This window comes from Halorussus limi (genome assembly GCF_023238205.1).
Lineage (GTDB): Archaea > Halobacteriota > Halobacteria > Halobacteriales > Haladaptataceae > Halorussus > Halorussus limi.
The window spans coordinates 17,833-42,354 of sequence record NZ_CP096663.1 but is presented as its reverse complement, the minus strand read 5'-3'; the positions used below and the strand labels follow the sequence as shown (position 1 = coordinate 42,354).

The window sequence follows — 24,522 nt, the reverse complement described above, 5'->3', positions numbered from 1 at the left end:
CCGATTCCGTCTTGGTATGAGAGTTGCTGTTCTCGCTCTCGAAGTCGCGTGGTGGACGTACGATAACTCGACTACCGAAAGTCTGTACCGGGTTGGTTACTCATTGGTGTCGCCACAGAGCGTGTTGCAGAGCCTGTTGTGGACGTGGACGATACCGTGGTGTAAGCTAGTGCGGGCACGATTGGAGGACGGAATAATGCCGATCAGTCCGATGAGAAGACCGCTCCCGGTGAGTATTAGGTTGCGGTGGCGGTCGAAGAGGCATCCGGGGGAGCAGTAGACGGTTACTCGCGAGACGTCCCTATCCATGGGCTTGATTCCGGAAACGTCTGAGGGACCATACTTAGCGCGAACAAGATAGGTCCCCGTCTTCGAGATGTTCATGATCACAGTATACTGGGCGACGTCAGTCGGTTGCAATCCATTGTCATAGCTGTAGATGACGTTGCCGTCTTCAATCCCGTCAACTCCTTTCTCCCGTTTCGACCTGCCGTCACACTCCTCAGTCTCACTGCGCCCGATTGGCCGGACCCCAATCGAATTATCGTTCTTGATACAGTCGTCTGGGCCGAGTAGATACAGCATCGTGGGTGAATCGCCAGCATGCCAGACGCCAAGGAGACCCGACATCGTCTGGTTCGAGTGGTTTACGACGCAAATCGTCAATGTCTGCTCGGTGTCTGCGTCGATCTGCCGCTCGTCGGGAAGCACACGTACGGTGATGTCCGCTGGCGTCGTTGGTGTATCATTCTGTACGGCCGTACCGTCTGCTGTCGGACGCTTACACGACGAGTACAGTTCCGGCGTGGCTTGTGACTGGCCCATCTGTGGCGTAGCTGTCCCAGAGATTACTACCACGAGAAAAATAGCCGTCAGTGCCTTGTATCGAGCCATATGTTACCATTCCCCAAACTAGACCGTCACCCTAAGCTCTATAAAATCTAACTACTACTGAGGGTGACTACCCCATCAAGCTAACCAATAGAGTGAATTCAACGACCTCTGCATTGGTTGGTGATGGGCGACATCGTCCGAGTCTACCCCAAGACTTTGCAAAAGGAGACCATTTCTACTCGCCCCCTCCATATCTCTGATTCTTCACCGCCGACCAGATACAATCCTTGCGCCCAACCTGTACGAACGACATGCCGTAATGGGCGTGTCATAGAATGATTCACAGTCGAACAACGGACCATTCAGGGGAAACTAGAAAATGACTTACAGATTGAACGAATACTCGAATGTCATGCGCGCTACAATAAAGAAACGCGTGTTCAGTGAGCCGGACGGCCGTCCCGTGTCGCTCGTCTATTTTGGTCTAGCACTCGTCTTGCTGAGCCAGTACGTATATCTCGCATGGATCCTCACTAGTGAGGATTCAAGCTTGTTTCTACTCATACTGGGGGTCGGATTCACGCTGCAGGGCATCGCCGAATCACGGCCGGAGAGCCAGCGACAGACAGCCGGTGTACTTCGTCTCACGGCGATACTTGTGTACCTGTGTAGCCTCATCGCTACCGTCTTCCTTCCCGGGTTCTTACTCGGATGACCGTCAGAATTGCCCTCGTAATAATTTTCTCTTCCCTGAATAGCACAACTGCGATAAAAGAATCCTCCTCGTGTACGTTCCCCGACCACAAACGCTGTTGGCGGTAGCCCTCCCAGCTCACCCCGTCCGTGTCTACCGCTGGACACCGCTGGAACTGATAGACGTACGAGTAAGCGTACGATGTCACCGCCACGAGGAGCCACCCACAGGGGTGGTCTACACGTCGTGACGGATCCAGTTCGGGGCCGACCGTGCTAGTTTAGGCTAGAGATACGTCCCTCTCGGGTCGTGTTTGGGTCCGACCACCCCGTTATCCGGACACCTCGTCTTCCGGGGCGCGGCGGCTCGGCAGGCAAGTAGGACTCGGGAAAGTCGATGTCGAGCGAGATGGCGTTCCCCACGAACAACTGCGTGAGTACGGTTTTGCCCTCGTCAGTGAGGTCGCACGTAAACCCGCGTGCGTCGTCCGGGTGGTCAGTCTTGGTAACGAGGCCTCGCTCGACTAGCTCATTGAGGCAGGGGGAGAATTGGCCGTCCTCGGTGTTAGTCTGGCCGAGCGCTTCTAATTCTCGATGCAGTTCCTCTCGCCTCGACCGACCGTGGTACTCTCCCAGGCCGTCGTTTAGTCCATCACCTCGCTTGCCGCTAATCTTAATCAAAACATTCATTTATACTGTCTAAATAGAGTGGGGTAATGGTGTCTCAGGAAGCTGATACTGGACTTTCGGACACCAACCGGGAGACGTTCGTCAGAGAACTTCAGGAACTGAAGGAATACGGTTCGTCTCTCCTCGTCGTTGGCGACGTTCCCGACGCGGCGGCGGTGAAAGCCTGTCACTGGATGCTCGGTGATGAGACGGTACAGGACCGGCGTCGGCTCTTCGTCTCGACGTCTCCGGACTTACCGGATATCAGTGAACGACTCTCCACCTCACCCGACCGATTACACCCTGAGACCACCAAACTCGTCACGTGGACAGCTAAATCACGGAGTGCCACCACGGCCTCGCCAGTTCGGCCTCCGCAACTACCGTACGAAGGGGTTGACCCGAGTCACGTCGAGAGTGACAAACTCGCAGAACTCGGCATCGCTATCTCCCGAGAGATTGAGGCGTTCGAGGAGATTGCTGGCGAGCTTTCCCCCTCGGAACTTCGTGTCTGCTTCGACTCTCTCACGGCACTGTCAGCGGAGTACGACCAGCAGAAAGTCCTTCAGTTTCTTCACATCCTGATTGGCCGCATTCAGAGCGTCCGGGGGATGGCGCACTTCCACTTCCCGGTCGAATACGACTCGAAGCACGTCAAGCAGTTCGCTCCCCTCTTCGACGCGACGGTCGAACTCCAAATCGCGGACGGTCAGCCAGAACAGCGGTGGCATCTTCGTGAAGCAGATATTACGTCTGGATGGCTTACTCCGCCCGGCTCGTAGGAAGACAACTGCAATCCCCGCACTTGTCGTTCGTTTATGTTTGGAGGCTTTTGTTTAAGAACCCGATAGTTTTTTGCTACTACTCTGAGAGACGCCTACTGTAATGAACAGTCTGGGTAGCGAACGAGTCGAGTCAACCAGCGAGGATTCGGTTGGTACACTCTCCTTTGATGCCGATTCGGACGGTACCGGTATCACTATCATCGACTCGATCGAACGACAGCGGTACTCGGTTCAAACCTCTTGCCCAGTCACTCCGACACCAGTCGGTGCAGACAACTTTCTCTTTCCTGCGGACAAGGGCATCTCCATTACCACGGGAACGCTCACTCTGCCAACGGTCGTCCCGGTCTACGTACGTGATCAGACGGGTGAGATGCTTGCCGAGGCAGAGCACTTCGCCTACGAGGAGTTCGGGGCTGGAGTCTACAGTATCGAACTCGGTGCACCGATCAAACTCTATCTCCGAGTAAACGATCCGTTCACAGTTGCATCAGATACGGAACGTACTCGACTCGAGTTCGCCGAGGAGACGGAGATACTGTTGGGTGCCCGATCTCATCACGAGAAGCCCGCGGCGACCGTCACCACGACGTCCGACCCGGAAGACATGATGGCGGCCATCTCCACGTTCGGGTCTGCCCTAAAGACAACGAGTTGCGAACGGTCGTACCCGTCACTTCGCGGCCATCCGCCGACTATCGAACTCGGTGAGTCTCTCGATATCCCTGCGGGCCTGGAAGTTCCCGACACCGGAATTCGAATTGAGATTCCAGCGACGCATCAGGCTATCTATGTCGCTGCTCCACTCGCGTACTACCTCGGAGCCAAAGTGGTTGAAGGTGATAGCCCGTGTATCGTTACTGAGACGGGGTTCGAGCACTCGCTTGAGACGACCCGTGGATTCGAGAGAGAAGTCGAACGCGTACTCAAACAAACGTTCTTCCTCGACTGTATCACGCGGACAGAGGGATACTACGAGGTCGATCTGCACGAACGTCGAGCTATCGAATCGAAGGTTGATCTCGACTTTACGGGAAATTCGAGGCGAAAGCCTCGTCCTTTAGGGCGGGGATGAAGCCGACAAACCCTCTACAACCGACATTATCAAGTAGTCCGGCGTCGTATCGTGCGGTAAGACAACTCGCGTAAACTCTCAATCGGAAGACTCGGGGTCGCTTCCCACTGGTACGGACGGTTCCATGCCCACCACCGGCAAACCCGGTGGGGAGTACGTGGTTCGGATTCGTTCGCCGTCCTCACAGTACCCCTACCCGTCACTGGAGACGGTCGGCAACGACCGCGCACACGAGGGGGCGACAGCATACCAAAACACGCCCCGTTCGCGGTTGCACTCCGCCCGCCATGGTGGAGTATGGTCGATGGCACGACCCGTGTCCGCCCACGTTCCAACCGTGGGTGGTTGCCCGGTATTCGGACGCCTCGGTTTAGGCGGTATTGGGTGTGGCACAAGCGGATACCGCGTCCATATCGGACGCCGAATACCCCATACCCTCGCTTGAGGGCCGACGTGTAGCGCACGAACCCGGTACTCACCACGCGGGGTGAGGAAGTTGTCTTCGGGGTAGCGTTAGACGGCCCGACGCCCCACGAAGGAATCCTCGCGCTTTAGCGCGGGGAGGATGTCAATTGCTGCTGTAACGTTCATTCTATTCGTTCGCGGGACGAGCGGGGTGTATCTTATCCTTGGGGGTGGCGGTGGTGGTATCCTCCTCGGATACGTCCTTCTCTGACAGTTCTGGGATGCGAAAAACACCAGCATTCACCGACAGGGCCACAGTCTTCAACTATCAGTACCGTGAACCGTGAGCTACTGAATCGACTTCGGAGTGCCGTACGGGTCAATTCGCCATAGGTGGGAGTGCTGAGCTTCAGACAATGGTAACTATGAAAACCTACAGGGCAGTGTTCGCGGTCGTAATCGTCGCATGTTTGATCGTCGTCGCGAGCGCCTACGTGGCCGGATCTTCGGGAGATAACGGATTCGAAGGGAGGTCATAGACAGAGGTACTCGATGGATCTGAGCAGGTCGTCCCCGACCGTGACAACGGCACCGTCATCGGGATGGACTCAAACTCGTGGCTCGGTGCCGAAGGCGATGGTCCCCGGGGACGTGCCGAACTCGTCGCGTACGGGTCGAATGGCAGTATCCTCTACTACAACGATACCCACACCCGGTACTGGGACGTCGACCCCGTCTCCGGGACAAGAGCAACAGTTGAGGCTGCATACGCAGACCACATTAAGGGAAAGAACTGTCCGACTGCCGGAAAGTGGAACTACACCAAGTATGGCGTGAGCGAGGAGAGATGGAACGAGTACTACGCTCACCACAAGGAGGCGAACGCCTGCACACAGAATGGCGTCGAACGAGTCAACCTCACCACCGGTGAAGTCACGCCAATTTGGTCGCAGAAGACTCCCGGTAAAGAAGCAACTCGGTATCACGACATCGACCGAATCAATCAGTCGCACTTCGTTGTCGCTGACATCTATCTGGACCGTATCTTCATCGTCAACCAGACGAGCGGAGAAACCGTCTGGATGTGGAACGCGTCCAATACGTTCAACGCGAGCAAAACAGGTGGTCCGTTCCCCGATGACTGGACACACATCAACGACGTCGAACTCGTGAACGACGGGGAGCAGATCATGGTTAGCGTCCGGAACAACGACCGTGTCGCCTTCATCGACCGCGATACGGGACGGATCAACGAGAGTTGGACGCTCGGCGAGGAGGACAACTACGAAATACTCAATGAGCAACACAACCCGGACTACATTCCCAGAGAAAACGGCGGCCCCGCTGTCTTAGTTGCCGATTCGGAGAACAACCGAGTCGTCGAGTATCAGCGACGGAATGGAGAGTGGGAACAGACGTGGACATGGCAGGGCGCACGGTTACAGTGGGTCCGCGATGCCGACCGCCTGCCGAACGGTCACACCCTAATATCCGACTCGAACGGCAACCGCGTCTTCGAGGTGAACAAGCAGGGCGAGATAGTCTGGAGCACGCATGTGGGGTTCCCGTACGAAGCTGAACGGCTCGGTACGGGCGACGAGAGCACCGGCGGACCGAGTGCGGTACGGGCGAACCTTGACTCCCGCACCGGCGGACTCGCCGACCAGTTCTGGATCGGCGTCAAGGACGTGCTTCCAGGGAAGTACCTGAACGGACTGATGTACATCACCCCGATCTGGTTGGGTGTCAGTCAGTTATTTGCCCTCCTAATAGCAGCCATAACGGGTATCGGGTGGGCGATACTGGAACTCAAGTGGAGACGATAACTCTCACATCGATGTTTTGGAACGGGCGAAGTCTCGGAATCACGGAGATGCTTCAAGCGTACCGAGAGGGACCGATAGTGGTCTTCTTCGCGTTGACTACCCAACTGGCCGATGTCTGGTTCATCTTTCTCCTTGGCGGGACCCTCTACGTCGCCGGAGAGGAGATGCCCCGATTGGGAATCGATCGGCGACGGGGGCTGTTCGTGCTCGCGCTCGCCCTCACGTACGTCGCCCTCATCGGTGTCCTCAAAAACATCTTCGTGCTTCCCCGTCCCCCGGGCGCCGCTGAACCGCCTGAAATCGCATGGATTCCGTCCGTAATCGAACCAATATTCCACAGCACGGCGACTGCCTACGGACCGGGATTCCCGAGCGGTCATGCACTCGGGAGCACGATGGTTTGGGGCGGACTGGCCCTCGTGCTTAACTGGGGGTCATACCGCACACGACTGAGCATCGCTGGAGCCGTCGTTGCGCTTGTATCCTTCTCACGACTCGCACTCGGCGTTCACTATTTGGTCGACATCGTCGTCGGCGCTGCGATCGGTGTGGTCGTACTCTGGGTTCTCTACCGACTGGCCGACAACGGTGTTGATCCCGGAAGGGTTCTCCTCGTGGCGGTCGTAATTGGTGTAGTCGGGCTGCTTCTCGGAGTTACGTTTGACAGTGTGACAGCGGTCGGCGGTGCGGTCGGCGGATGGCTGGTCTGGCGCGGCATCGCCGATTCGACGCCAGCACATCCTACCAATCGCCAAGAAGTGGTCACCGGATTTCTCGTTCTCGGAGTGACAGCTGCCGTCTTCGGCGTGATCTATGCGCTGGAGCCTCCCCTCGTAGTGACGTTCGTCGGCGCAGCAACTGCCGCCGGGGGCGCCGTCGGTGCGCCGCTTCTCGGCGAGCGGATAGTCTAACCTCCGCGCGTTTTTGATTTCACATCTCGGTCAGACCTGACTGGTGCCGAACATTCGGGCGACCACGATGAGGAAGGCGATTCTGTCGGTTACCGGTACGCCTCGAAGTCCTCACCGAATAGCAGGAAGTAGACGGTGCCAATTCCGCCGATCACAGTGGCAATGGTGAACGCGATCTCCGGGCTGACGAACTCCCACAGATACCCGCCCAGCGCTGCACTCGGGATGACGATTGTATTCCGGAGCAGATAGTACGCCCCTGTCACTCGTCCTCCGGCGCCCTGTTCGGCGGGTCCGACAATCAGTGCCTTATGAGAGGGTAACCCTGCAAACCGGAGTCCGGAGAACGCGAACACGAGAATCAATACGAGTGAGCTCGCAGGGACGTTTATCAACAGGATCGGGAAGATAGCGTAGACTGCGAACCCGAGTGCGACGACAGGTTTGAGCCCCACGTACTCGGCTACCTTGGCTGCTGGAGCCATCACGAGAAGTGCGACGAGCATCTCCACGCCAAGCAGATACCCGAAGAACGCCTCCGGCGAGAGGTCGATGCCGTAGGTGAGTCCGCCAAGTGAGAGGGAGGTCTCGAAGCCGATTTGGAGGAACTGAGTGACGACGAGGACGAAGAACACGTAGACCATTCCGTTAGCGAATCGAACGAGCGTGTCGCCAACGAGGAGTGGCCGGAGTTCATCCGGCATATCTCGTAGGTCCTGCCGAATCTGGTCGATACCTTCGAAGGAGTCACCAATGGTATCGGAACTGGCGTCGTAGAGGATATGCTGGACGATCGTTCCGAGTGCTCCAAAGATGACTGCCACCCCGAGGACGTACTGGAAGCTGACGGTGAACTCGGGGTGGAAGCCGATGAGGACCGCCGCCAGCACAGGACCGATCAGGAACGCCGTCCGTCGGAACGTTTCCGTGCTCGCGAATCCCGACGCCAACTGCGAGGGGTCGGTGGCCTGTTTGACGACGGCGAAGGAGGCACCGAGGCCGAACGATTTCCACGCCTGCGCGAGGAGGAGGCCGACGAAAATCCAAATCCAGGGTTCGATTGTGATGCTGGCAATCGCTATTGTTCCGATGTTCGGTGCGAGTAACCAGAAGGCGAATCCGAGCGTCGAGAGGAGTCCGAAGACGGTGAGCGCGTACCGTGAGCCGATGCGGTCTGACACTGCGCCGCCGGGATAGGGATAAACCGCAGAGATAATGTTACCGACGGTTCCGAACAGTCCGACGACGAACCCGGACGCACCCAGAGAGACAATGTACTCAGGGAGAAACCGGCTGGTCATCTGAAAGCCCAAGCTAAATGCGAACATCGCCAGCGAGAGTACCAACACGTCCCGCTGAAGTGCGAAAAACTGCCGGAACGCATCAATTGGTCCTGCCGCCTCTGCCTGTTCCTGCGCCATGTTCAGACGTGTGTAGGTTTGACTTAAACTGTTATCGGAGAATGGTCTGGTAGCAGTCTCATGGCGGTTCAAGAGACGTGGGGAACTACGATACGTCCTAGCCGAATACGCGAACGAAATACTCGACTTACATTGGATTCTTCACTATGCTTGCGACAGTGAGCTCATCACCAATGCTGAGATCGTCAAAAGCGTCTTCACCGTCCACTGGATGAGCAGTAACGCGCTCGCAGGCGGCGAACTTGTGGGCGAGGGTTCGTGCCTGTACCGGCGACTTGAATCGTCGTATACCGGATGAAGAAAAGATACTACAGGAGATTAAGGAGTATCCCCCGCGACGGAAATCTCTATAGATCTTTCTCCCAAGAATACGATGAGAGTCTAATTACAGTCAAAGTCAAACTTCCAATAGCCTCGGTGATGGTCTACTGCTACCAGTTTGAAGTGAGATGGGAGACGATCAACCATTTCGTCCAGAAGCGAAGTCGCTCTATCCGGGGATAGGTGAGATGGAGAAAGCTCTCGACATTGCGGCTGGTTCCAGACGGTCGCCTCGTTGCTGGCCGTCGCGTTTGGTGTGGTCAAGATAAGAATGAGCGCCGGGCTTGCTCAGTAATTCGGCTGCTCAAATTGAAGTAGAGTATTCGGGACGGATGACCCCCGAGTGAGTTAGGCTTCCTCGCGCCCCTAATTTATATGTTATATTTGTGTTACGACCAAAGGGAATTTTGTAGCGCACATTCGGCGATGTTCTTTCCGTATTTCGCTGTTCGATCTATGCTATCAAGGACGCGAGTAACGACGAATGCTTCTTTCGGCGTTCGGTCTACTAGAGCCTCGTCTATGACAGATACGTCCTCGGTAACTCGGTTACAGAAGTTGAGAGTAGAATGGATTTCCCCGGCAGAGTAATCGTTGATCACAGCATCTGTGGAGTCTTCGACGATTTGTCGAGAGTCGGACCCAAGGGACCGGACCTCTGACCGTAGTTCTTCGTCGATCTCGCCATCATAGCGACTCGCCACATTCGCAATTTTGACGGCGTGATCCGCTACCCGTTCGAGCTGACGAGCCGTGAAATAATACGCAAACAACTCCCGTCGGGAGAGCCCGAGTTGATTTAGCTCGTCGAAATCCTTGAGAGAGCGGTTGAAGTGACGGGTGATTAGCTGGAAGACACGGTCCGCTTCGTCATCCCGCCGTGAAATATACTCTACTTCAGTAGCGTCTCCAGCGAAGGCGGCAATAGCTGCCTCGTGCATCGACAGTGTGTTGAATCGGAGCTGGATAACTGACTGGCGGATCGAGACTTCACTCGCATCCAATAGCCCTTGAACGGTTATCTGAGACTCTGATTCCTCAGCAACTTCGATACCAGTGAGTTCTCGTGAGAGAGAAATAACCGCTTGCCGTTGTTTCCTCGCAAAGATATCTTCTGGATACAGAGTAATTTTATCGAAACCCGCAGTGTAAGCAGCCTGGAACATCCGCTTAGCTGTCGATACTTCTGAATCCGTCAGGACAATCTCGACGTTCGAAAGTTCACTCTGGTCCTTCTCATTCCGTCGAATGGTGAGTGATCCATCAAGATGCGGATAGAGATACAATAAGTCACCCGCTTCGATGTCGTGTTCGTCTGCCCAGTCGACGGGCATCGAGACCGTATACGTGCCACCACCGACTTTTTGGACCTTTCGTGCTTCCATATCAGTGAATCAAGTCCGAACCATTTCCGGCTAGGTAGGCGGTCTTTACGGCAATGTTAGCCTCGTGGCTAATCTCTTGTTCGAGACATCGCCGTTTAGTCCCCTCACTACTGCCGACAATCTCCGAGCTTGAGACTGTCTCTGCCACGCTGAGAGACATTAAACTGCGGTGCAGTTGGCGTAACCCGAGTGGTTCAAGCTCTCGAACGTCACCTCTGAATTCACCGAGAGATCGCTGGTGTATTGGGCGTGACACAGCTATTATCCGAATTTGCCGGTAATGTAGTCCTCAACACGCTGGCTGTCGGGATTCTCGAAGATCTTCTGTGTATCGCCGAACTCGGCGAGTTCACCACCGGTGAGGAAGACAGCCGTCTTATCGGAGATTCGAGCGGCCTGTTGCATGTTGTGGGTGACGATGGCGACCGTGTATTCCTCGGCGAGTTCCTCAATGAGGTCTTCGATTTTCGAGGTGGCTATCGGGTCCAGCGCAGATGCCGGTTCGTCCATGAGGAGGACGTCGGGATCGACTGCAATCGCCCGAGCAATACAGAGACGTTGTTGTTGGCCACCGGAGAGGTCGAGTGCGCTTTTATCGAGTTGGTCTTTGACTTCGTCCCAGAGCGCTGCACGCTTGAGCGCCTGTTCGACCCGTTCGTCCATGTCGTCCGTGATACCTTGAATTCGGAGGCCGTAGGCGACGTTATCGTAAATACTCTTCGGGAACGGATTTGGATGCTGGAAGACCATTCCAATCCGACGTCGCAGTGCGACGGGGTCAATATCCTCCTCGTACACGTCGGTCCCATTGAAGAGTAGTTTACCGTCGATTGTTGCAGCCTCGACAAGGTCGTTCATCCGATTGATACATCGGAGGAACGTCGATTTCCCGCAACCAGATGGCCCGATGATTGCGGTCACTTGTCGGTTCGGTATTTGGAGGTCGATACTCTGAAGTGCCTGTACATCTCCGTAATGGACGCTCAGATTCCGAGACTCGATAACCGCTTCATCTGAGTCCGGTGTCGGTCGGGTTTCTCGTTCGGAAGTCGAATCCTCTACGTCTGTCGATATCGTCGGAGTCGTGTCGGTATCACTCATTGTAGTTTCCTCAGTTGTCACTTTCGTATCGGTTTCGAATTACGATTGCAGCGGTATTCATCACCAGCATCAGGGTAAGCAGCACCACGGCAGTTGCTGGAACCACGCCATGTCTAAACGCTGCACTAACGTTACTGCGAGCGGCGAAGATTTGCAGTGGGAGTGCCGTCGCGGACGAGAATATGCCCTCTGGCGGTGAGTACTTCGTCGTTGCGACGGCGATGATGACTAGTGGTGCTGTCTCGCCGATAGCCCGAGCAAGTGCGAGAATCGTCCCGGTGAGTATCCCCGGAACTGCTTCCGGAAGTACGACGTTCCGGAGCGTCTGCCACCGACTGGCGCCCATGCCGTAGGAGGCTTGACGTAGCGAATCCGGAACCGATCGGAGCGCTTCCTGTGCGGACACGACGACAATCGGCAGGATGAGCAAGCCGAGTGTCCCTGCCGCAGAGATGACGACACCGGTACCAAATCCGAGCGTGTTCCTGAACAGCGCCAGTCCCAGAATCCCGTAGACGACCGAGGGGACACCAGCAAGATTCGAGATGTTCACTTCGAGAAGTGCTGCGAGTCGCCCGCTCCAACCAGTACTCGCTGCGTACTCTTCGAGGTAAACCGCAGCGCCGACACCAACTGGGAACGCTAAGAGCGCCATGAAACCCACGATGATGATCGAGCCGACGATTTGCGGATAGACTCCTGCTTGACCGGCATCGAGTCCGTTCCACGAAGTCAACAGGAGCGTGGGCGTCACGTAACTCTCGAGTCCCTCGATTCCGAGTTGGCGTTCAAGGACTGCCCCCACGACGATTCCACCGATGACGACGAAGGGACCGAGGACACCAATTCGCCCCTCAGGGTCCGTTGCGACAGTTTCGCCGACGACGTAAACAGTCGGGAGGACCAACGCCGAGGAGAGAACGATCCAGAACGACGGGTCGATGCCGAGCGCGATTCCACCGACAGCGACGAGAAGGGATGTCACGATTACGGCCCCGGCAGCGTAGAGACCACGCTGACGAGACCAGCGACGCGACACGACGACTCCCATAATCACGGCGACTGGGACGGTGACCACGCCGAAGTACGTGATCCATCGCGCGAGGATGTCGACAAGCGGACGAATCGTTCCGTAGAAGAGGTTTGCGACCCCGAAACCGACGAGTATCGAGACGGGAATCGCAGGCCCGATGTAGCTGTTATCGTCCGTGGTCCGACCGTAGAGTGCTACTAGAATCGGGGGAACACCGCCAAAGAGCGCGTAGACGAAGATGTCGTACGGGCTTAGTGCTTCAGCCACCACGTACGAAACGCAACTCACGGTGAGACCGCCGAGGATGACTGCGAACGCTCTCGCATTCGCGGCCCGCACTGCCGGACGACGGCGTGCGTAAAGGGTGAACGCGGCGGTCGGTGTGACGAGCGTCCCGAAGTAGAGGAGGTACCACCGGACAGATGCCGTCAAGGGTCTGAACGCGTCGAACGCGATGTATCCGAACAGTACGAGTAGCGATACGATACCGAGTAGCGTCGCACCGACCAGTCCCGCCTCGAAGAGCCGCCCTTTCAGGTGTTCGAAACGTAGACGGGAGGTCTGGCGCAACTGACTCGCCGTGTCTTCTTCGGCCGCCATTATTCGTACACCTCCCTGAAGTGTCGTCGGACTAGCTCGGCGAGGACGTTCATCCCCAGCGTGATGACGAACAGCGTCATGGCGATGGCAAACATCGCCTCGTACGTCGCTCCGGGCGTCTGGTCGGCTCCCGCAATCTGGACGATCGCGGCAGTCATCGTCTGACTGGACTCGGCTAAGTTACGGAGTACGTTCGGGAAGTAGGGCATTTGTGGACTCATGCCCATCGCCATCGTTACGGCCATCGTTTCACCGATCGCTCGCGAGAGCGCGAGGACGTACGATGCGACGACTCCGGAGGTTGCTGCGGGAACGACTACTTTCGTCGAGACGTCGAACTTAGTCGAACCGAGACCGTAAGCGGCCTCCCGAAGACTATCCGGAACCGAACTGAGAGCGTCCTCACTAATCGAGGAGACCATCGGGATTATCATGATCCCGACGACGATACTTGCAGATAGCGCGTTGAACGTGCGTAGCGACGGCATGATGAACGTGAACTCCGGTACGACTGGGAGTCCGGGCGGAAGTACCCGAACTGAAAGCGGAAGCACGCTGTCTACCAGCGGTGTGATGTACACGAGTGCCATATAGCCGTAGATTACCGTCGGAACGCCAGCGAGAATCTCGAGCGCCGGTTTGAGGATTGATCGCGCTCGCTCGCTCGCGTACTCACTTAGATATATCGCGGCAGCCAGACCAACTGGCAGTGCGATCAATGCGGAAAAGAACGTCACGATGAGTGTTCCGCTGACGAGCGGAAGTACCCCGTACGACTGGCTAATAATCGGACTCCACTTCGTGCCGGTAAAGAACTCGATCGGTGAGACGTTCGCCCAGAACGTAAACGCCTTCCCAGAAAGCGAGAGAACGATTCCGACCGTTACGAGAATCGTCAAAATCCCACACCCCGCTATCAATGCCCTATACAGTTGCTCCTTCCGGACAACAAACTCATTCCGTTGTAATGAATTGGTGTCCGGTTGCATTTCGTTACTCATTTTGAGATGGTGTATTGGTCGGTTATTCCGTTACAGACGACCGATCGCCTATCACCTGCTGAACTCGTATTCACCGGCGATCGCAGCTTCGAGGTTGTTCAGGTTATCTTCGACCATCTGCTTGCTACTCGGGACGTAGCCGATTTCGTTGGCGATGTAGTCCTCGTCGGCCTCGTTGATGTAGAACCGGATGAACTCCTGCAGGTGGTTCTTCTGCTGGAGTTTGTTCATGTTAGCGTAGAAGAACAGTGGTCGAGCCAGCGGGTAGTTCCCGCTCTGCGCAGCTTTGAGACTCGGTTCAACGGGCTCGCTCCCGCCTTCGCTGACACTAAGCGCTTTCACCGTGTCAGGGTTGTTTGTGTAGTAGGCGAACGGGAGATACCCCATCGCATATTTGCTTCCTGCAACCCCTTGCGCGATGAGGTCGTCTTCTTCGGTACCTTCGAAGTCCCCGCGGATCTTGCCCTCCTCGCCGACGACGGCTTCGGTGAAGTAGTCGAAGGTGCCGGAAGTAGTCGCAGCGCCGTAGAGGTCGAGCGGCTCGTCCGGCCAATCGGAGTTGACGTCCGACCAGGTCTTGGGTGCCGTATCCGGCGACCAAATCGTTTGTAGCTCTTTGAGGCTTATCGAGTCGATGAAGTCGGCCTCATTGTTGACGACGATGGTGAGGGCGTCCTGCGCGATGAAGAACTCCACGGGCTCGAAACCGTTGTCCCGACACTGCTGTACCTCTTTATCTGCGATGGGACGACTCGAGTTGTTAATGTCGCTATCGCCGGGGATGAAGACGTTCTTGAAACCACCGGAGCTCCCGTCTCGAGTCAGGTTGAAACCGACCTCCGAGTGATCCTGTTGAAACTGTCGACTAACCTCTTGGGCAATCGGGTAAACGGTACTGCTCCCCGAAATTCGGATATCCCCAGATAGGGCTTCTGATTCACTAGTACCGTTGTTTCCATTACTGTCGGTCGTCGTTCCGTTTGTATCGCTGCCTCTTGTACATCCAGCGACACCTACAGTTCCGACAGTACTAGCAGTAAGAAGGAATTTCCGTCGTGATACATTGCCGGAGAAATTCCCCGAGTTTTGTGCCATCACTTGAGCCAAGACTGAGGACAAATATATCTCTTAGTATGACCCCTATATCTTTTCCCGTTTGACTATATTACTCTATATATCACTATATACTCCCGAAGGGCCTGTATGGGACTCTTGCGACTAACCATACAATGGTGTCTGTCGTAGACTAATCCCCTTCGACAAATCGACTCTTCAGGACGATAAAGGATGCTGTGAGGACCGGAGTGCGTGTTCAGCGGTAAAAACTTCACATCGAAATCTGCGGTCGTTCGGTTATTTGGAGAAAAACGTCGGATACAGTTATCGGCTGAACTCGTACTCACCGGCGATCGCAGCTTCGAGGTTGTTCAGGTTATCTTCGACCATCTGCTTGCTGCTCGGGACGTAGCCGATCTCGTTGGCGATGTAGTCCTCGTCGGCCTCGTTGACGTAGAACCGGACGAATTCCTGTAGATGGTTCTTCTGCTGGAGTTTGTTCATGTTGGCGTAGAAGAACAGCGGTCGGGCTAGCGGGTAATTCCCGCTCTGTGCAGCTTTGAGGCTCGGTTCGACCGGCTTGCTCCCGCCTTCGCTGACACTGAGTGCTTTCACCGAGTCGGGATTGTTCGTATAGTAGGCGAACGGGAGGTAGCCCATCGCGTACTTATTGCCCTGCACGCCCTGCGCGATTAGGTCGTCTTCCTCAGTACCTTCGAAGTCCCCGCGGATCTTGCCCTCCTTGCCGACGACCGCTTCTGTGAAGTAGTCGAAGGTGCCGGAGGTGGTCGCAGCGCCGTAGAGGTCGAGCGGCTCGTTCGGCCAGTCGGAGTTGACGTCCGACCACATCTTCGGGGCAGTATCCGGCGACCAGATTGTCTTGAGGTCTTCGAGGCTTATCGAGTCGATGAAGTCGGCCTCGTTGTTGACGATGATAGTGAGCGCGTCCTGCGCGATGAAGAACTCCACGGGCTCAAAACCGTTGTCCCGACACTGCTGTACCTCTTTGTCTGCGATGGGACGACTCGAGTTATTGATGTCGCTATCGCCGGGGATGAAGACGTTCTTGAACCCACCGGAGCTCCCGTCCCGAGTCAGGTTGAAACCGACCTCCGAGTGATCCTGCTGGAATTGACGACTAACCTCCTGGGCCACCGGGTAAACCGTACTACTACCGGAGATGCGGATATCGCCGGACAAAGTCTGCGACTCGGTGGTTTTGTCGTTCCCGTCAGTGCTCCCATCATTGCCTTCGTTACCCCCATTGTTGCTCTCGCTGCCAGACGAGTCCGACGTGTCGCTATTACCGGTACATCCAGCGAGGCCAGCGACCCCAGCCACTCCAGACGTGAGCAGGAATTTCCGACGCGATACGACATCTGAGAACTGCTCCGAATCTTGTGCCATCAACTGGAACAGGGTGGATAGTAAATAAGCGTCTTTATATGAGTTGTACGAGGGCCTATAGTCTTGGTTATACCGGTATACTAAGAATGACGGATATATAGTCGTATATTGTGGTCCGAGTATAATACGCTCTGAGCGAAAACAGAAGTAAATCGCCGAAACGACTCTTGCAATCGCTACTGGCGACAAATCTCTGGATAACTGGCCTTGTTTAAGCCCTTGCTGACAAATATGACTGGTGAGTAGCTGAAGAAAATGGATGCTCTGTCGATGTCACGATTCCTTCGGTTCGTTGAACGGGCTATGATGCTGGCTCGCCGTGCTGCACTACGATTCTCGACACGCTATTCATGGAAGCGGTTCACGCTCCACCAACATGTCGTCCTGCATGGTTGCTCTCCACGGCACTGAAAAAAGCGCTCCACTCAAATAATCCAACAAAGTTGTCCAATTCCCTTCGGCAATATAGTGGTACAATGAGCAATTAGCAGCAGCTATTTATGAAACAACCAGTTTTCCAGTCAAGTCACCCAATGAGTGAACGTCCTCTCACGACCGACGATTGGTCCGGCTCCACGGACGATTACGCCAACACTACGAGAGATCCGGTAAAATCAGTCTCGGCACAACCGACTCTAGACCTGCGTCTAACCATCGTGAAATACCACGAGCAACCAGATCGGGGAACGATACATCCGCCGGAGTTGACCGGAAGTAATCGGATGGAGACCTGGTTGACCGCAAATATGTCTGCGTTTGTTGCACTCTCGGAGTGGCAGTAGGTGAAATCGCAGTATCCTTGGCCTTGTTGATGACGGTCAGTAACCTACAGCGTCAAAACCCCGACTATAGTGGTCAATCTCATTCAGTTGTACCTTGTCAGTCCTAATGGATGTTCAATTCTGTTGAGGGCAGTTAGAGTTGGGCGTACAACTCCGGATGGATAAGACATTACTCACTGTATTCGAAGTCACTTGAACTATGAGCGCCCTCAAGTGACGCAAGTCGTGTCGCGATTTGTTCACGGAAGGCAAGACCTCCAAGAACCGTTACCGTAAGAATCACTTGTCCAACTGCCTCAAATGGCATATCGTATTTCGACGGGGTCATATCTAAAGAAGATACTGGTAGCTCCGCCTCCATTTTGTCCCAATCTGCGATGTACACTAAAAACTATCGTCCAGTTTCAGTCTAGAAAATTTGCGTGGGATTGCGGGAAGTCAAATAGTAAATGGTAGGAGTAAACGATACTATATATCGGTACGTTCGGTTCTGTTCGTTATGTCTGGGTACGGCAAGGAACTAATCCCTCATAGCAATGCTCTTTTTATTCACCAAGTGACTACCCGGTGATGGCTCAAACAACGGAGTCGACGCGGGGCAAATCCACCGCGTTCACGACCGACGTGGAACTGACGAATCTCGTGGTCATCGCGGGGCTCACGGCGGTACTGTTCGCAGGGGCATTAGCAATCGGTGAGGGTCTGGGCGAGATTCCTCCGGACATCGACTGGAAGGCGTTCTTCGTCGTATACACGGTCATCGCGTTCGTCCCATGGGGGACGCCGACCATCGCGGCGGCTGTCGGCGCAACCCTCGCAGAAGGTATCCTCGACTTCTTCGAGGGCATCGAACCGGACGAACCGTTCGGCTGGACCGGCTACGTTGTCGGCTTCACGGTCGCGGGATACTTCATGAAAGACCCGAGTAACAAGGTGAAGCTCACCATTGGTGCCGTGCTCGGCGCGTTCATACAGTTTGCCATCGAGGGGCTGAGTCTAATCCTTGTCTCGGGCGACGCGATGTCCGTGTATCTGACGGCACTCGCCGGCAACACGGTCACCCACGGTATTATCCTCGGTGCGATTCCGCTCATCCCCGTCGTCTCCGCGCTTCAGGGTCGCATGAAGCGCATGATGGCACCCGCCGCACAGCAATCCAACTGACGCGATAGCAGTTTTCTGTACCATGAATCCGACAAACCGAGCGAACGGGGGAATAGATGCTTAGCGTAGATTCGTTCACGTTCACGTACCCGACGCAGGACGACCCTGCATTGTCGGACCTGACGGTCCAGGTCGACGAGGGTGAGGTACTCGGTGTCGTCGGGCCGGTCGAAGCCGGGAAGACGACCCTGGCGATGAGTCTCGCCAGTTTCGCACCCCAAAACACCGGGGGGACGACCAGTGGTGACATCTCTGTCGCCGGACGCGACCCACGCGAGGCCGACGACAACAAGGTCGCAATGGTGTTCGAGGACTACGCCGCCCAACTCACCCAGGTTCGGGTCATCGACGAAGTCATCGCACCGCTGGTGAACCGCGGCATTCCGCGCGACGAGGCGACCGAGCATGCGCGTGACCTGCTCGAACGGGTCCGCATGGCCGACACCGAAGACAAGTTCACCTGGGAACTCTCTGGCGGCCAACAGCAGCGGCTGGCCATCGCTGCCGCACTCGCCATCGACCCCGAGGTAATGATATTCGACACCGCACGGGACATGCTTGATCCTGAGGGCCGCGACGATGTCGGGAACCTCGTCGCGTCGCTTGCCGGTGAGAAGACGCTCGTTGTCACAGAAAATGACCCTGACGCGCTGGTCGGCATTGCCGACAAACTGCTCGTCCTCAACGACGGTCAGCGCGTCGCATTCGGCCCTGCTGACGACCTCCTTCGAGACCAGGAACTCTTCGAGCGGATCGGGGTCGCTCCACCGGTCTGCTGTGAGATTGCGAACGATGTCGGGTTAGCTGGGAACCCGCTGACGCCGGGCGAGTTCCTCGACGCGTCTGAGCGTCATCGCACCGCTAATTCACGAGGATCGGATGTAACGGTGCAAGCACCGGATGGGGGCATCCCTAAAGCAGCGGACTTCGGCGAACCGCTCGTCCGCGTCGAAGGTGCCAGGTACGAGTACGGTACCGACGAGGTGGCAGTGGATGAAGTGGACTTCACCGTCCACGAGGGGGAGGTTCATGCGGTCATCGGTGGCAACGGTGCCGGGAAGACGACGTTCAGCAAACTTCTCGCTGGCCTGTTCGAGCCGACGGCAGGGACGGTGTCCGTTGACGGCGACTCGACTGAGGGCCGTACTGCGCGCAACGTTGCAGAAACGGTCGGCATCGCCCTCCAGAACCCCGACGAACAACTCTCCGAACAGACCGTCGAAGCGGAACTCCGTTTTCCGCTCGAAAAGCGCCAGTACGAAAAAACCGGGCTGCTGGGCCTCTCGAAGCGTGAACGTTACGACAAGGAATTCATCGATTCCCGCGTGGAGGACGTGCGTCGCCTTGTCGGGTTAGACGAGGAGCAACTCGACGAGGACCCCATGTTCTTGCCACGCGGCCAGCGGCGGCAGGTGAACATGGCGAGCGCGTTGATGCCCGACCCGGACGTGCTGGTTCTCGACGAACCAGTTGCCGGTGTAGACGCCACAGCTCATCGCCACGTCGAGCAGACGATCTCCCGATTGACTGACCAAGGGAAAGGAGTCGTCGTCATCGACCACGATATGGACTTCGTCTGTGAGGTGGCCGATACGATCACGGTTCTTGATGATGGGTCTATCGCGATGCAGGGACCGACGAAAGAAGTGTTCGACCGCGATAACTGGGAGTGGCTGACAAGTCGGCATCTGCTTCCGCCTCGTCCCGCCCGGCTCGCACGGCAGGTCGGTATCGAGGCGTTAACCGCCGATGAATTCGTCGAACAATTTGCTTCGCGCGTGGAGGTGTCAGGATGAAGCGGCGCGTGCCGGTCGTCTACAACGACCGCGATACGTGGCTCCACCGCCGTGACCCGCGGGCGAAACTCGGCGTGTTCGTGGCGATGCTCCTGTATATGTACGTTGCACCGACCTGGGAGTGGATGGTGGTGTCGGTCGGCATCGGCCTCGGGATGGTCGCACTCGCTCGCGTTCCCCCCAAGTGGATCGGCGCGCTCTTGGCTCTGCAACTGGTGAACGTGCTCGGAATCCTGGCGTTTCCGGCCATCCAGCGCATGGTAGCCGGCGGCACGGCCTTCGGTGGCAACTTCGACTTTGGACTCAAACTCGCACTGTCCTGGCAGTCCGCACTCCTCGTCAGCGCCAGCCTCTTCACCACGATGGAACTCACCGAGATTACCGACGGCCTGCGGAAGCTCAGCGTTCCTGAACTCCTCTGCTTCACGTTAGAGTACGTCTTCCTGCTATTCTACGTCACCATCAGTGATCTCTTCCGTATAATGGACGGCATGAAGGTCAAAGGCCTTGAGATCGAGACGCGGAACCCACTCAAGTTCGCCAAGAACGTGCCGAGTTTGGCAGTCCCGATGTTCATGACGGTCCTCCAACGGTCGAACACGATGATGTCGGTGCTGACGATGCGCGGGTACTCGTTCTCGAACGAGGGACGGGAGCTCCGCCACGACCTGCAATTCGACGGTGGAGACACTATGCTCGTGGTGGCGGCAGTAGCGGTTCTCACTGTCACCGGAGCTGTCAACTTCGGCTTGCTGACCGTCCCGTTTTTGCCAGCATCTGGAGCGTGACCATGACGAATACAGAACCAACTACACGACAGCCGGAAAACGATTCGCGTACGTACGTCAATCCGAGCACTGCTGAAGGATGGAGCCGACTTGGCCTGTTTTTCGGCATGGGATTTTTCGCCATTGGTAATCTCCTTGAGATGGTCGCAGTCGTTTGGGGTGGAACCGTCATGATCGCTGGCGCATTCACCCTCAATACTGCTGGGAAACTCGCCCACTACTGGAGCCTCTCAATCCCCCGTGCCGAACAGGTGAAACTTTCCGCGTCGTGGATACTCCTCGCCCTGACTGTGGTCGGCTTGCTACTGAACTATAGCTACGCCCGTTACGGACCCGGTGAGGCATCGTTCTTCTGGTCGTTCGCAGTCGCGGGACTCGGGTTCGGACTACTTCATATGGCCGCACAGTCGAAGTACCTGCCAGTAACCGAGAAAACGGCTGACGAATGATACAGGAAACGGTGTCGGATACGACTGTTATTTCGGGTCACCAGACGGGGAACACCCATCTTTTTACGCCAAAGGGCTACTTCCAAATATGACTGAGTTGGCCACGTCGAGGGGTGCTGAAGAAACTGAGACAAGCAATCACGCCGTTGTCGCACTAGTTATGTACGGTGCGGTCTTCTGGGGCTGGCTCAAATTGGACGACGTATTACGTTCAGTAGTAGGTGGTGGTGTCAATTTGTGGTTGTGGGGTTTCGGGGTTCCGATTTTGTGGGGCCTTCTGCTGATCTGCCTCCTAAAGCGATGGACGTGGGCGTGGATGAGCACGCTCTTGTTCGGTGCCGTGACGATGATGATGTTTTTGTTCCTTGGTAAGCAAATTCCAGCAACTGTGATGGGCGGGACGACGGTGTACTTTCTTCTGAAGGCCGGTCACTATGGTGTCGGGAAGCAGCATCCAGAATGAGATAGACAGCACACGTCTACATATGCAGAGGTGACTGCTGCATCTATTCTCTGAGTCGGTCACGGCACAGCTGACAAGATTTGGATAGGTCGCCTGCATTCGTGGAAGAAACACCGTGCGAATCGGTCAGTGGCTCGTCTGGCGAGACACTTGATTGGTAGACACAGCATCGGACTCGGTATCGACGGTGCAGTCAACTGTCAGCAGTATCCTCACCCGTCTGTTCCAGTAGCTCAACCATCTCTCGGGTGTTGTCACGAATGTCCTGACTCATAACGAAGGTAGTCACCATATACAAGACAGTGATTCCGAGGGCGATGGTTCCGAGAGGGGCCATGAATACCAGAAGATGAGTCTAATCATATAGAATTTGGTAATAGAAATTATAGGGCGCAAGCCAGCCACGCATCGAGCAGACCTCTTCGACGCGACCTCCGTGCAGCATCACTATGATGAACTCAACGCCAGTTCAGTCCCGATTATCTGCTCTCTATCTGACGTTCAGAACACCTCGTCGATGTCGTAGGTGAGACAGCCAATAGCGAGTTCACGGAACTACCTCCACGAGCGTCGGGGGCGGACGAATGTGCCGTATTTCTGTTTGAGATGAGAGTTCACCGTCTCGCTCTGACTACGTTACCCGTAGCGGTCGGCGTCGAGCCGAGAGTTCCACGCCTCGTGGAGCGGCGAAAAGTATCGATGCTTGATCACCGGACGAACATCCCGTCACGGGCTGACGCGCGAATTTTCTGGTCGTCGTCACGTGTAGATCGATAATCGCGTTTGACTTCTCGAATCCAATCGAGACGCACGTCTGGTCGGCTGTCTCTCTCGAAACAGCCAGAGAAGACGGATGAAAGCGTTACAGATAGGACCTTACGTCGCTTCATAACGGACCCACTCCCCGACTGAGTGATGGATGTTCGAGTCAGTTTGATACTCTCGAATATCACTTCCTGGACTTTCCCCGTCGATATCTCGTATTCCGCTGAGACCGCTACGTTCATCTCTCCTCCCCGACGAATCTTACATCGATTTTGCCCTTATTGATATGGATGTTATGTTCTGGACTGATCCCTTTATTCTCTTTCGGGGCTGTATTCCACGCGCTCTGTGGCACGTCAAAGGTTTTCTGAAGGTTCACACCTTCTCCACTTGTCTCGAGTTTGTGGATGTACGTCGTAGGGTCCGAAATAACAATCACCAGGTATTCGCCATTTAAAATGGTCCCCTCGCCCTCAAATACTAGTGTTCCTTCATCCGACCCTCTATTGACCGTTAGCGAGATCTCGACCGGATTCTCGCAATCGTTATAAATCTCTACTCCATGCGAATTATCGGCTGTTTTTGACTTCTCACCCAAAACGACCTCGGTAAAGGGCGCTTGACCGGGGTATGAGCGAGCAAATTCACTTATACGTTTTTTGACTGGTATTCCACTCGTTTTTGTCACCGTAAACTCTGATTTCTCTTCTGTTCCTACTACCGAAGTACAGCCAGCAAACGGGACAGTTAATGCAAGACCGCTAAGTCGGAGTACCTGACGGCGTCTCATATTTCAAGATTTGTGGAGAATATCAAAATCCCTGTGGAAGGTCAAATACTCTTCTAATGGCTTCTTCGTTCACAAAATACTTTGTCTGTACTAACGATTAGCGATTCTCGTAGTCGGCCTCCACCTCATGCCACATTCGCGCACTGGCCTTGTTTAGACGTGATGCAGATCGCCATTACGGTCTTTGCAGAAAAAAACGAGATTGGATAGAGAGACACTCTCGGCCTAATTCTATTCACCCTCCAGAGCCACCGATCGACGTATTCACATCGTCTAAACACGGCCCACGCACGGTATTTACCAAGGCAACTAAAATCTATCACCGATTGAGGCTTTCAACAGCCCGGATAAATAGGTTTCTTCCGGATCAATGGAAAGCAAAGCTCGAAGAAGGACTCAATACCGAGGATACCGACATTCGTTTGAACTAGCGGTATCGGTTCTCAGAAACTATTCGATAGCGACAACGGCGTCGACGGTTACTGCGGCACCGCCGAGTAATTCGCAAACACCGACAGTCGTGCGTGCCGGATACGTCTCATCGAAGTACTGCTCGTAGGTGTCGTTCACCTGTTCGTACGCGTCCATCTCGGCGAGATACAGAGTGAGTTGGAGAACGTCGTTCATCTCTCTACTGTGGCGTTCCAGTTGCGATTCAAGATTCTGTAAGCACCGTTCCAGCTGTCGGGTAGGCGGCTCATCGCTCATAACTCGATCTCCATCTTCTGGGAGTTGTCCCTCAATAAAGAGGAGGTCTGACTCACCAGTTTTCTTCCCGTATCCGGCAATGAACTCCGTTCCGTCACGCTGTTTTCGGCTGGTCATACTGGCCCGAGCTAACTGTGCGTCGCCCCGTGAGTTTGATTCCATATCTGAGTTTAGTATTTACTAAACTATAGTCCTTTCCACTTTTCCCAGATAGTGGGGTTATACCCTTATGTTCTTTCTCTATATGCTAACTAGCCCTCTCATCCGAAACCGTTAATTGAGTCTCTATTCAAA

General features: G+C 55.4%; 23 protein-coding genes and 2 pseudogenes. 12 read left to right on the top strand and 13 right to left on the bottom strand.

Annotated elements, in window-relative coordinates:
• Positions 1–96 precede the first annotated feature (96 nt).
• On the bottom strand, positions 97–894 hold the full coding sequence (locus M0R89_RS22770; protein WP_248653222.1) for a hypothetical protein: 798 nt from the start codon (positions 892–894) through the stop codon (positions 97–99).
• Between the two features lie 352 nt (positions 895–1,246).
• On the opposite strand from M0R89_RS22770, the gene M0R89_RS22765 reads away from it, so the two are divergent.
• Entirely contained in the window at positions 1,247–1,549 is a 303-nt protein-coding gene (locus M0R89_RS22765) for a DUF8011 family protein (RefSeq protein ID WP_248653221.1), read from the top strand.
• 254 nt (positions 1,550–1,803) lie between these two features.
• Here the strand turns inward: M0R89_RS22765 and M0R89_RS23515 are convergent, their stop codons facing one another.
• Complete coding sequence (locus M0R89_RS23515; protein WP_368408910.1) at positions 1,804–2,217, bottom strand: winged helix DNA-binding protein; 414 nt, start codon at positions 2,215–2,217, stop codon at positions 1,804–1,806.
• Positions 2,218–2,243: 26 nt separating this feature from the next.
• Here M0R89_RS23515 and M0R89_RS22760 point away from each other — a divergent pair, with 26 nt between their 5' ends.
• The 4 genes from M0R89_RS22760 to M0R89_RS22745 all read left to right on the top strand — a co-directional run bounded on the left by M0R89_RS22760 (position 2,244) and on the right by M0R89_RS22745 (position 7,198).
• Complete coding sequence (locus M0R89_RS22760) at positions 2,244–2,978, top strand: DUF7504 family protein (RefSeq protein ID WP_248653220.1); 735 nt, start codon at positions 2,244–2,246, stop codon at positions 2,976–2,978.
• Between the two features lie 103 nt (positions 2,979–3,081).
• Positions 3,082–4,056 carry a hypothetical protein gene (locus tag M0R89_RS22755; RefSeq protein WP_248653219.1) on the top strand — a complete coding sequence of 325 codons (975 nt, stop codon included), beginning with the start codon at positions 3,082–3,084 and terminating at the stop codon, positions 4,054–4,056.
• A gap of 1,007 nt (positions 4,057–5,063) precedes the next feature.
• On the top strand, positions 5,064–6,287 hold the full coding sequence (locus tag M0R89_RS22750) for an arylsulfotransferase family protein (protein ID WP_248653218.1): 1,224 nt from the start codon (positions 5,064–5,066) through the stop codon (positions 6,285–6,287).
• Positions 6,275–7,198, top strand: a complete 924-nt coding sequence (locus tag M0R89_RS22745; protein WP_248653217.1) for a phosphatase PAP2 family protein — start codon at positions 6,275–6,277, stop codon at positions 7,196–7,198. Before M0R89_RS22750 ends, M0R89_RS22745 begins: the two co-directional genes overlap by 13 nt.
• An 89-nt stretch (positions 7,199–7,287) precedes the next feature.
• Here M0R89_RS22745 and M0R89_RS22740 read toward each other — a convergent pair whose 3' ends face one another.
• The 7 genes from M0R89_RS22740 to M0R89_RS22710 form a co-directional block, all read right to left on the bottom strand.
• Complete coding sequence (locus tag M0R89_RS22740; RefSeq protein WP_248653216.1) at positions 7,288–8,619, bottom strand: MFS transporter; 1,332 nt, start codon at positions 8,617–8,619, stop codon at positions 7,288–7,290.
• Positions 8,620–9,329: 710 nt separating this feature from the next.
• Positions 9,330–10,325, bottom strand: coding sequence for a phosphate uptake regulator PhoU (locus M0R89_RS22735; RefSeq protein ID WP_248653215.1), 996 nt, complete (start codon positions 10,323–10,325; stop codon positions 9,330–9,332).
• Positions 10,326–10,586: 261 nt separating this feature from the next.
• Positions 10,587–11,426, bottom strand: coding sequence for a phosphate ABC transporter ATP-binding protein PstB (pstB, locus tag M0R89_RS22730; protein WP_248653214.1), 840 nt, complete (start codon positions 11,424–11,426; stop codon positions 10,587–10,589).
• 10 nt (positions 11,427–11,436) lie between these two features.
• Positions 11,437–13,059, bottom strand: a complete 1,623-nt coding sequence (gene pstA / locus M0R89_RS22725; RefSeq protein WP_248653213.1) for a phosphate ABC transporter permease PstA — start codon at positions 13,057–13,059, stop codon at positions 11,437–11,439.
• Positions 13,059–14,048: a phosphate ABC transporter permease subunit PstC gene (gene pstC, locus M0R89_RS22720; RefSeq protein ID WP_379793599.1), complete on the bottom strand. Its 990-nt coding sequence runs from the start codon at positions 14,046–14,048 to the stop codon at positions 13,059–13,061. Before pstC ends, pstA begins: the two co-directional genes overlap by 1 nt.
• 63 nt (positions 14,049–14,111) lie before the next feature.
• On the bottom strand, positions 14,112–15,155 hold the full coding sequence (locus M0R89_RS22715) for a PstS family phosphate ABC transporter substrate-binding protein (RefSeq protein WP_248653211.1): 1,044 nt from the start codon (positions 15,153–15,155) through the stop codon (positions 14,112–14,114).
• A gap of 285 nt (positions 15,156–15,440) precedes the next feature.
• Positions 15,441–16,523 carry a PstS family phosphate ABC transporter substrate-binding protein gene (locus M0R89_RS22710; RefSeq protein ID WP_248653210.1) on the bottom strand — a complete coding sequence of 361 codons (1,083 nt, stop codon included), beginning with the start codon at positions 16,521–16,523 and terminating at the stop codon, positions 15,441–15,443.
• Between the two features lie 255 nt (positions 16,524–16,778).
• Here M0R89_RS22710 and M0R89_RS22705 point away from each other — a divergent pair.
• Positions 16,779–16,910: pseudogene (locus tag M0R89_RS22705) on the top strand (IS5/IS1182 family transposase); the annotation flags it as partial.
• 113 nt (positions 16,911–17,023) lie between these two features.
• The gene (locus M0R89_RS23600) at positions 17,024–17,305 is read left to right on the top strand and encodes a DUF7511 domain-containing protein (RefSeq protein ID WP_438267705.1); all 282 of its coding nucleotides are present in this window, start codon (positions 17,024–17,026) and stop codon (positions 17,303–17,305) included.
• A gap of 169 nt (positions 17,306–17,474) precedes the next feature.
• Here the strand turns inward: M0R89_RS23600 and M0R89_RS22700 are convergent, their stop codons facing one another.
• Positions 17,475–17,690 (bottom strand): hypothetical protein, encoded by a 216-nt coding sequence (locus tag M0R89_RS22700; RefSeq protein WP_248653209.1) that lies wholly within the window; start codon positions 17,688–17,690, stop codon positions 17,475–17,477.
• Positions 17,691–17,875: 185 nt separating this feature from the next.
• Between M0R89_RS22700 and M0R89_RS22695 the strand changes: the two genes are divergently transcribed.
• The 5 genes from M0R89_RS22695 (at position 17,876) to M0R89_RS22675 (ending at position 21,965) form a co-directional block, all read left to right on the top strand.
• A complete protein-coding gene (locus M0R89_RS22695; protein WP_248653208.1) occupies positions 17,876–18,469 on the top strand; it encodes a hypothetical protein in 594 nt (197 codons plus the stop codon).
• Between the two features lie 56 nt (positions 18,470–18,525).
• Positions 18,526–20,265 (top strand): ABC transporter ATP-binding protein, encoded by a 1,740-nt coding sequence (locus M0R89_RS22690; protein ID WP_248653207.1) that lies wholly within the window; start codon positions 18,526–18,528, stop codon positions 20,263–20,265.
• Positions 20,262–21,053, top strand: a complete 792-nt coding sequence (locus tag M0R89_RS22685) for an energy-coupling factor transporter transmembrane component T family protein (protein WP_248653206.1) — start codon at positions 20,262–20,264, stop codon at positions 21,051–21,053. The genes M0R89_RS22690 and M0R89_RS22685 overlap by 4 nt, the downstream gene beginning before the upstream one ends.
• Positions 21,054–21,055: 2 nt before the next feature.
• Positions 21,056–21,502 carry a hypothetical protein gene (locus tag M0R89_RS22680; RefSeq protein WP_248653205.1) on the top strand — a complete coding sequence of 149 codons (447 nt, stop codon included), beginning with the start codon at positions 21,056–21,058 and terminating at the stop codon, positions 21,500–21,502.
• Positions 21,503–21,590: 88 nt separating this feature from the next.
• Positions 21,591–21,965: a hypothetical protein gene (locus M0R89_RS22675; protein ID WP_248653204.1), complete on the top strand. Its 375-nt coding sequence runs from the start codon at positions 21,591–21,593 to the stop codon at positions 21,963–21,965.
• Between the two features lie 555 nt (positions 21,966–22,520).
• Here M0R89_RS22675 and M0R89_RS22670 read toward each other — a convergent pair.
• From M0R89_RS22670 to M0R89_RS22660, 3 genes and pseudogenes are all read right to left on the bottom strand, one after another.
• Positions 22,521–22,723: pseudogene (locus M0R89_RS22670) on the bottom strand (IS5/IS1182 family transposase); the annotation flags it as partial.
• Positions 22,724–22,968: 245 nt separating this feature from the next.
• Positions 22,969–23,520 carry a hypothetical protein gene (locus tag M0R89_RS22665; RefSeq protein ID WP_248653203.1) on the bottom strand — a complete coding sequence of 184 codons (552 nt, stop codon included), beginning with the start codon at positions 23,518–23,520 and terminating at the stop codon, positions 22,969–22,971.
• A 450-nt stretch (positions 23,521–23,970) separates the two neighbouring features.
• A complete protein-coding gene (locus M0R89_RS22660) occupies positions 23,971–24,390 on the bottom strand; it encodes a RidA family protein (protein ID WP_248653202.1) in 420 nt (139 codons plus the stop codon).
• Between the last annotated feature and the right edge of the window lie 132 nt (positions 24,391–24,522).

What these genes read in the sequence shown, in the direction of transcription:
- M0R89_RS22770 (WP_248653222.1), bottom strand. Translation starts at nt 894, where the DNA reads ATGGCTCGATACAAGGCACTGACGGCTATTTTTCTCGTGGTAGTAATC.
- M0R89_RS22765 (WP_248653221.1), top strand. Translation starts at nt 1,247, where the DNA reads ATGCGCGCTACAATAAAGAAACGCGTGTTCAGTGAGCCGGACGGCCGT.
- M0R89_RS23515 (WP_368408910.1), bottom strand. Translation starts at nt 2,217, where the DNA reads ATGAATGTTTTGATTAAGATTAGCGGCAAGCGAGGTGATGGACTAAAC.
- M0R89_RS22760 (WP_248653220.1), top strand. Translation starts at nt 2,244, where the DNA reads ATGGTGTCTCAGGAAGCTGATACTGGACTTTCGGACACCAACCGGGAG.
- M0R89_RS22755 (WP_248653219.1), top strand. Translation starts at nt 3,082, where the DNA reads ATGAACAGTCTGGGTAGCGAACGAGTCGAGTCAACCAGCGAGGATTCG.
- M0R89_RS22750 (WP_248653218.1), top strand. Translation starts at nt 5,064, where the DNA reads ATGGACTCAAACTCGTGGCTCGGTGCCGAAGGCGATGGTCCCCGGGGA.
- M0R89_RS22740 (WP_248653216.1), bottom strand. Translation starts at nt 8,619, where the DNA reads ATGGCGCAGGAACAGGCAGAGGCGGCAGGACCAATTGATGCGTTCCGG.
- M0R89_RS22735 (WP_248653215.1), bottom strand. Translation starts at nt 10,325, where the DNA reads ATGGAAGCACGAAAGGTCCAAAAAGTCGGTGGTGGCACGTATACGGTC.
- pstB (WP_248653214.1), bottom strand. Translation starts at nt 11,426, where the DNA reads ATGAGTGATACCGACACGACTCCGACGATATCGACAGACGTAGAGGAT.
- pstA (WP_248653213.1), bottom strand. Translation starts at nt 13,059, where the DNA reads ATGGCGGCCGAAGAAGACACGGCGAGTCAGTTGCGCCAGACCTCCCGT.
- pstC (WP_379793599.1), bottom strand. Translation starts at nt 14,048, where the DNA reads ATGCAACCGGACACCAATTCATTACAACGGAATGAGTTTGTTGTCCGG.
- M0R89_RS22715 (WP_248653211.1), bottom strand. Translation starts at nt 15,155, where the DNA reads ATGGCACAAAACTCGGGGAATTTCTCCGGCAATGTATCACGACGGAAA.
- M0R89_RS22710 (WP_248653210.1), bottom strand. Translation starts at nt 16,523, where the DNA reads ATGGCACAAGATTCGGAGCAGTTCTCAGATGTCGTATCGCGTCGGAAA.
- M0R89_RS23600 (WP_438267705.1), top strand. Translation starts at nt 17,024, where the DNA reads ATGAAACAACCAGTTTTCCAGTCAAGTCACCCAATGAGTGAACGTCCT.
- M0R89_RS22695 (WP_248653208.1), top strand. Translation starts at nt 17,876, where the DNA reads ATGGCTCAAACAACGGAGTCGACGCGGGGCAAATCCACCGCGTTCACG.
- M0R89_RS22690 (WP_248653207.1), top strand. Translation starts at nt 18,526, where the DNA reads ATGCTTAGCGTAGATTCGTTCACGTTCACGTACCCGACGCAGGACGAC.
- M0R89_RS22685 (WP_248653206.1), top strand. Translation starts at nt 20,262, where the DNA reads ATGAAGCGGCGCGTGCCGGTCGTCTACAACGACCGCGATACGTGGCTC.
- M0R89_RS22680 (WP_248653205.1), top strand. Translation starts at nt 21,056, where the DNA reads ATGACGAATACAGAACCAACTACACGACAGCCGGAAAACGATTCGCGT.
- M0R89_RS22675 (WP_248653204.1), top strand. Translation starts at nt 21,591, where the DNA reads ATGACTGAGTTGGCCACGTCGAGGGGTGCTGAAGAAACTGAGACAAGC.
- M0R89_RS22665 (WP_248653203.1), bottom strand. Translation starts at nt 23,520, where the DNA reads ATGAGACGCCGTCAGGTACTCCGACTTAGCGGTCTTGCATTAACTGTC.
- M0R89_RS22660 (WP_248653202.1), bottom strand. Translation starts at nt 24,390, where the DNA reads ATGGAATCAAACTCACGGGGCGACGCACAGTTAGCTCGGGCCAGTATG.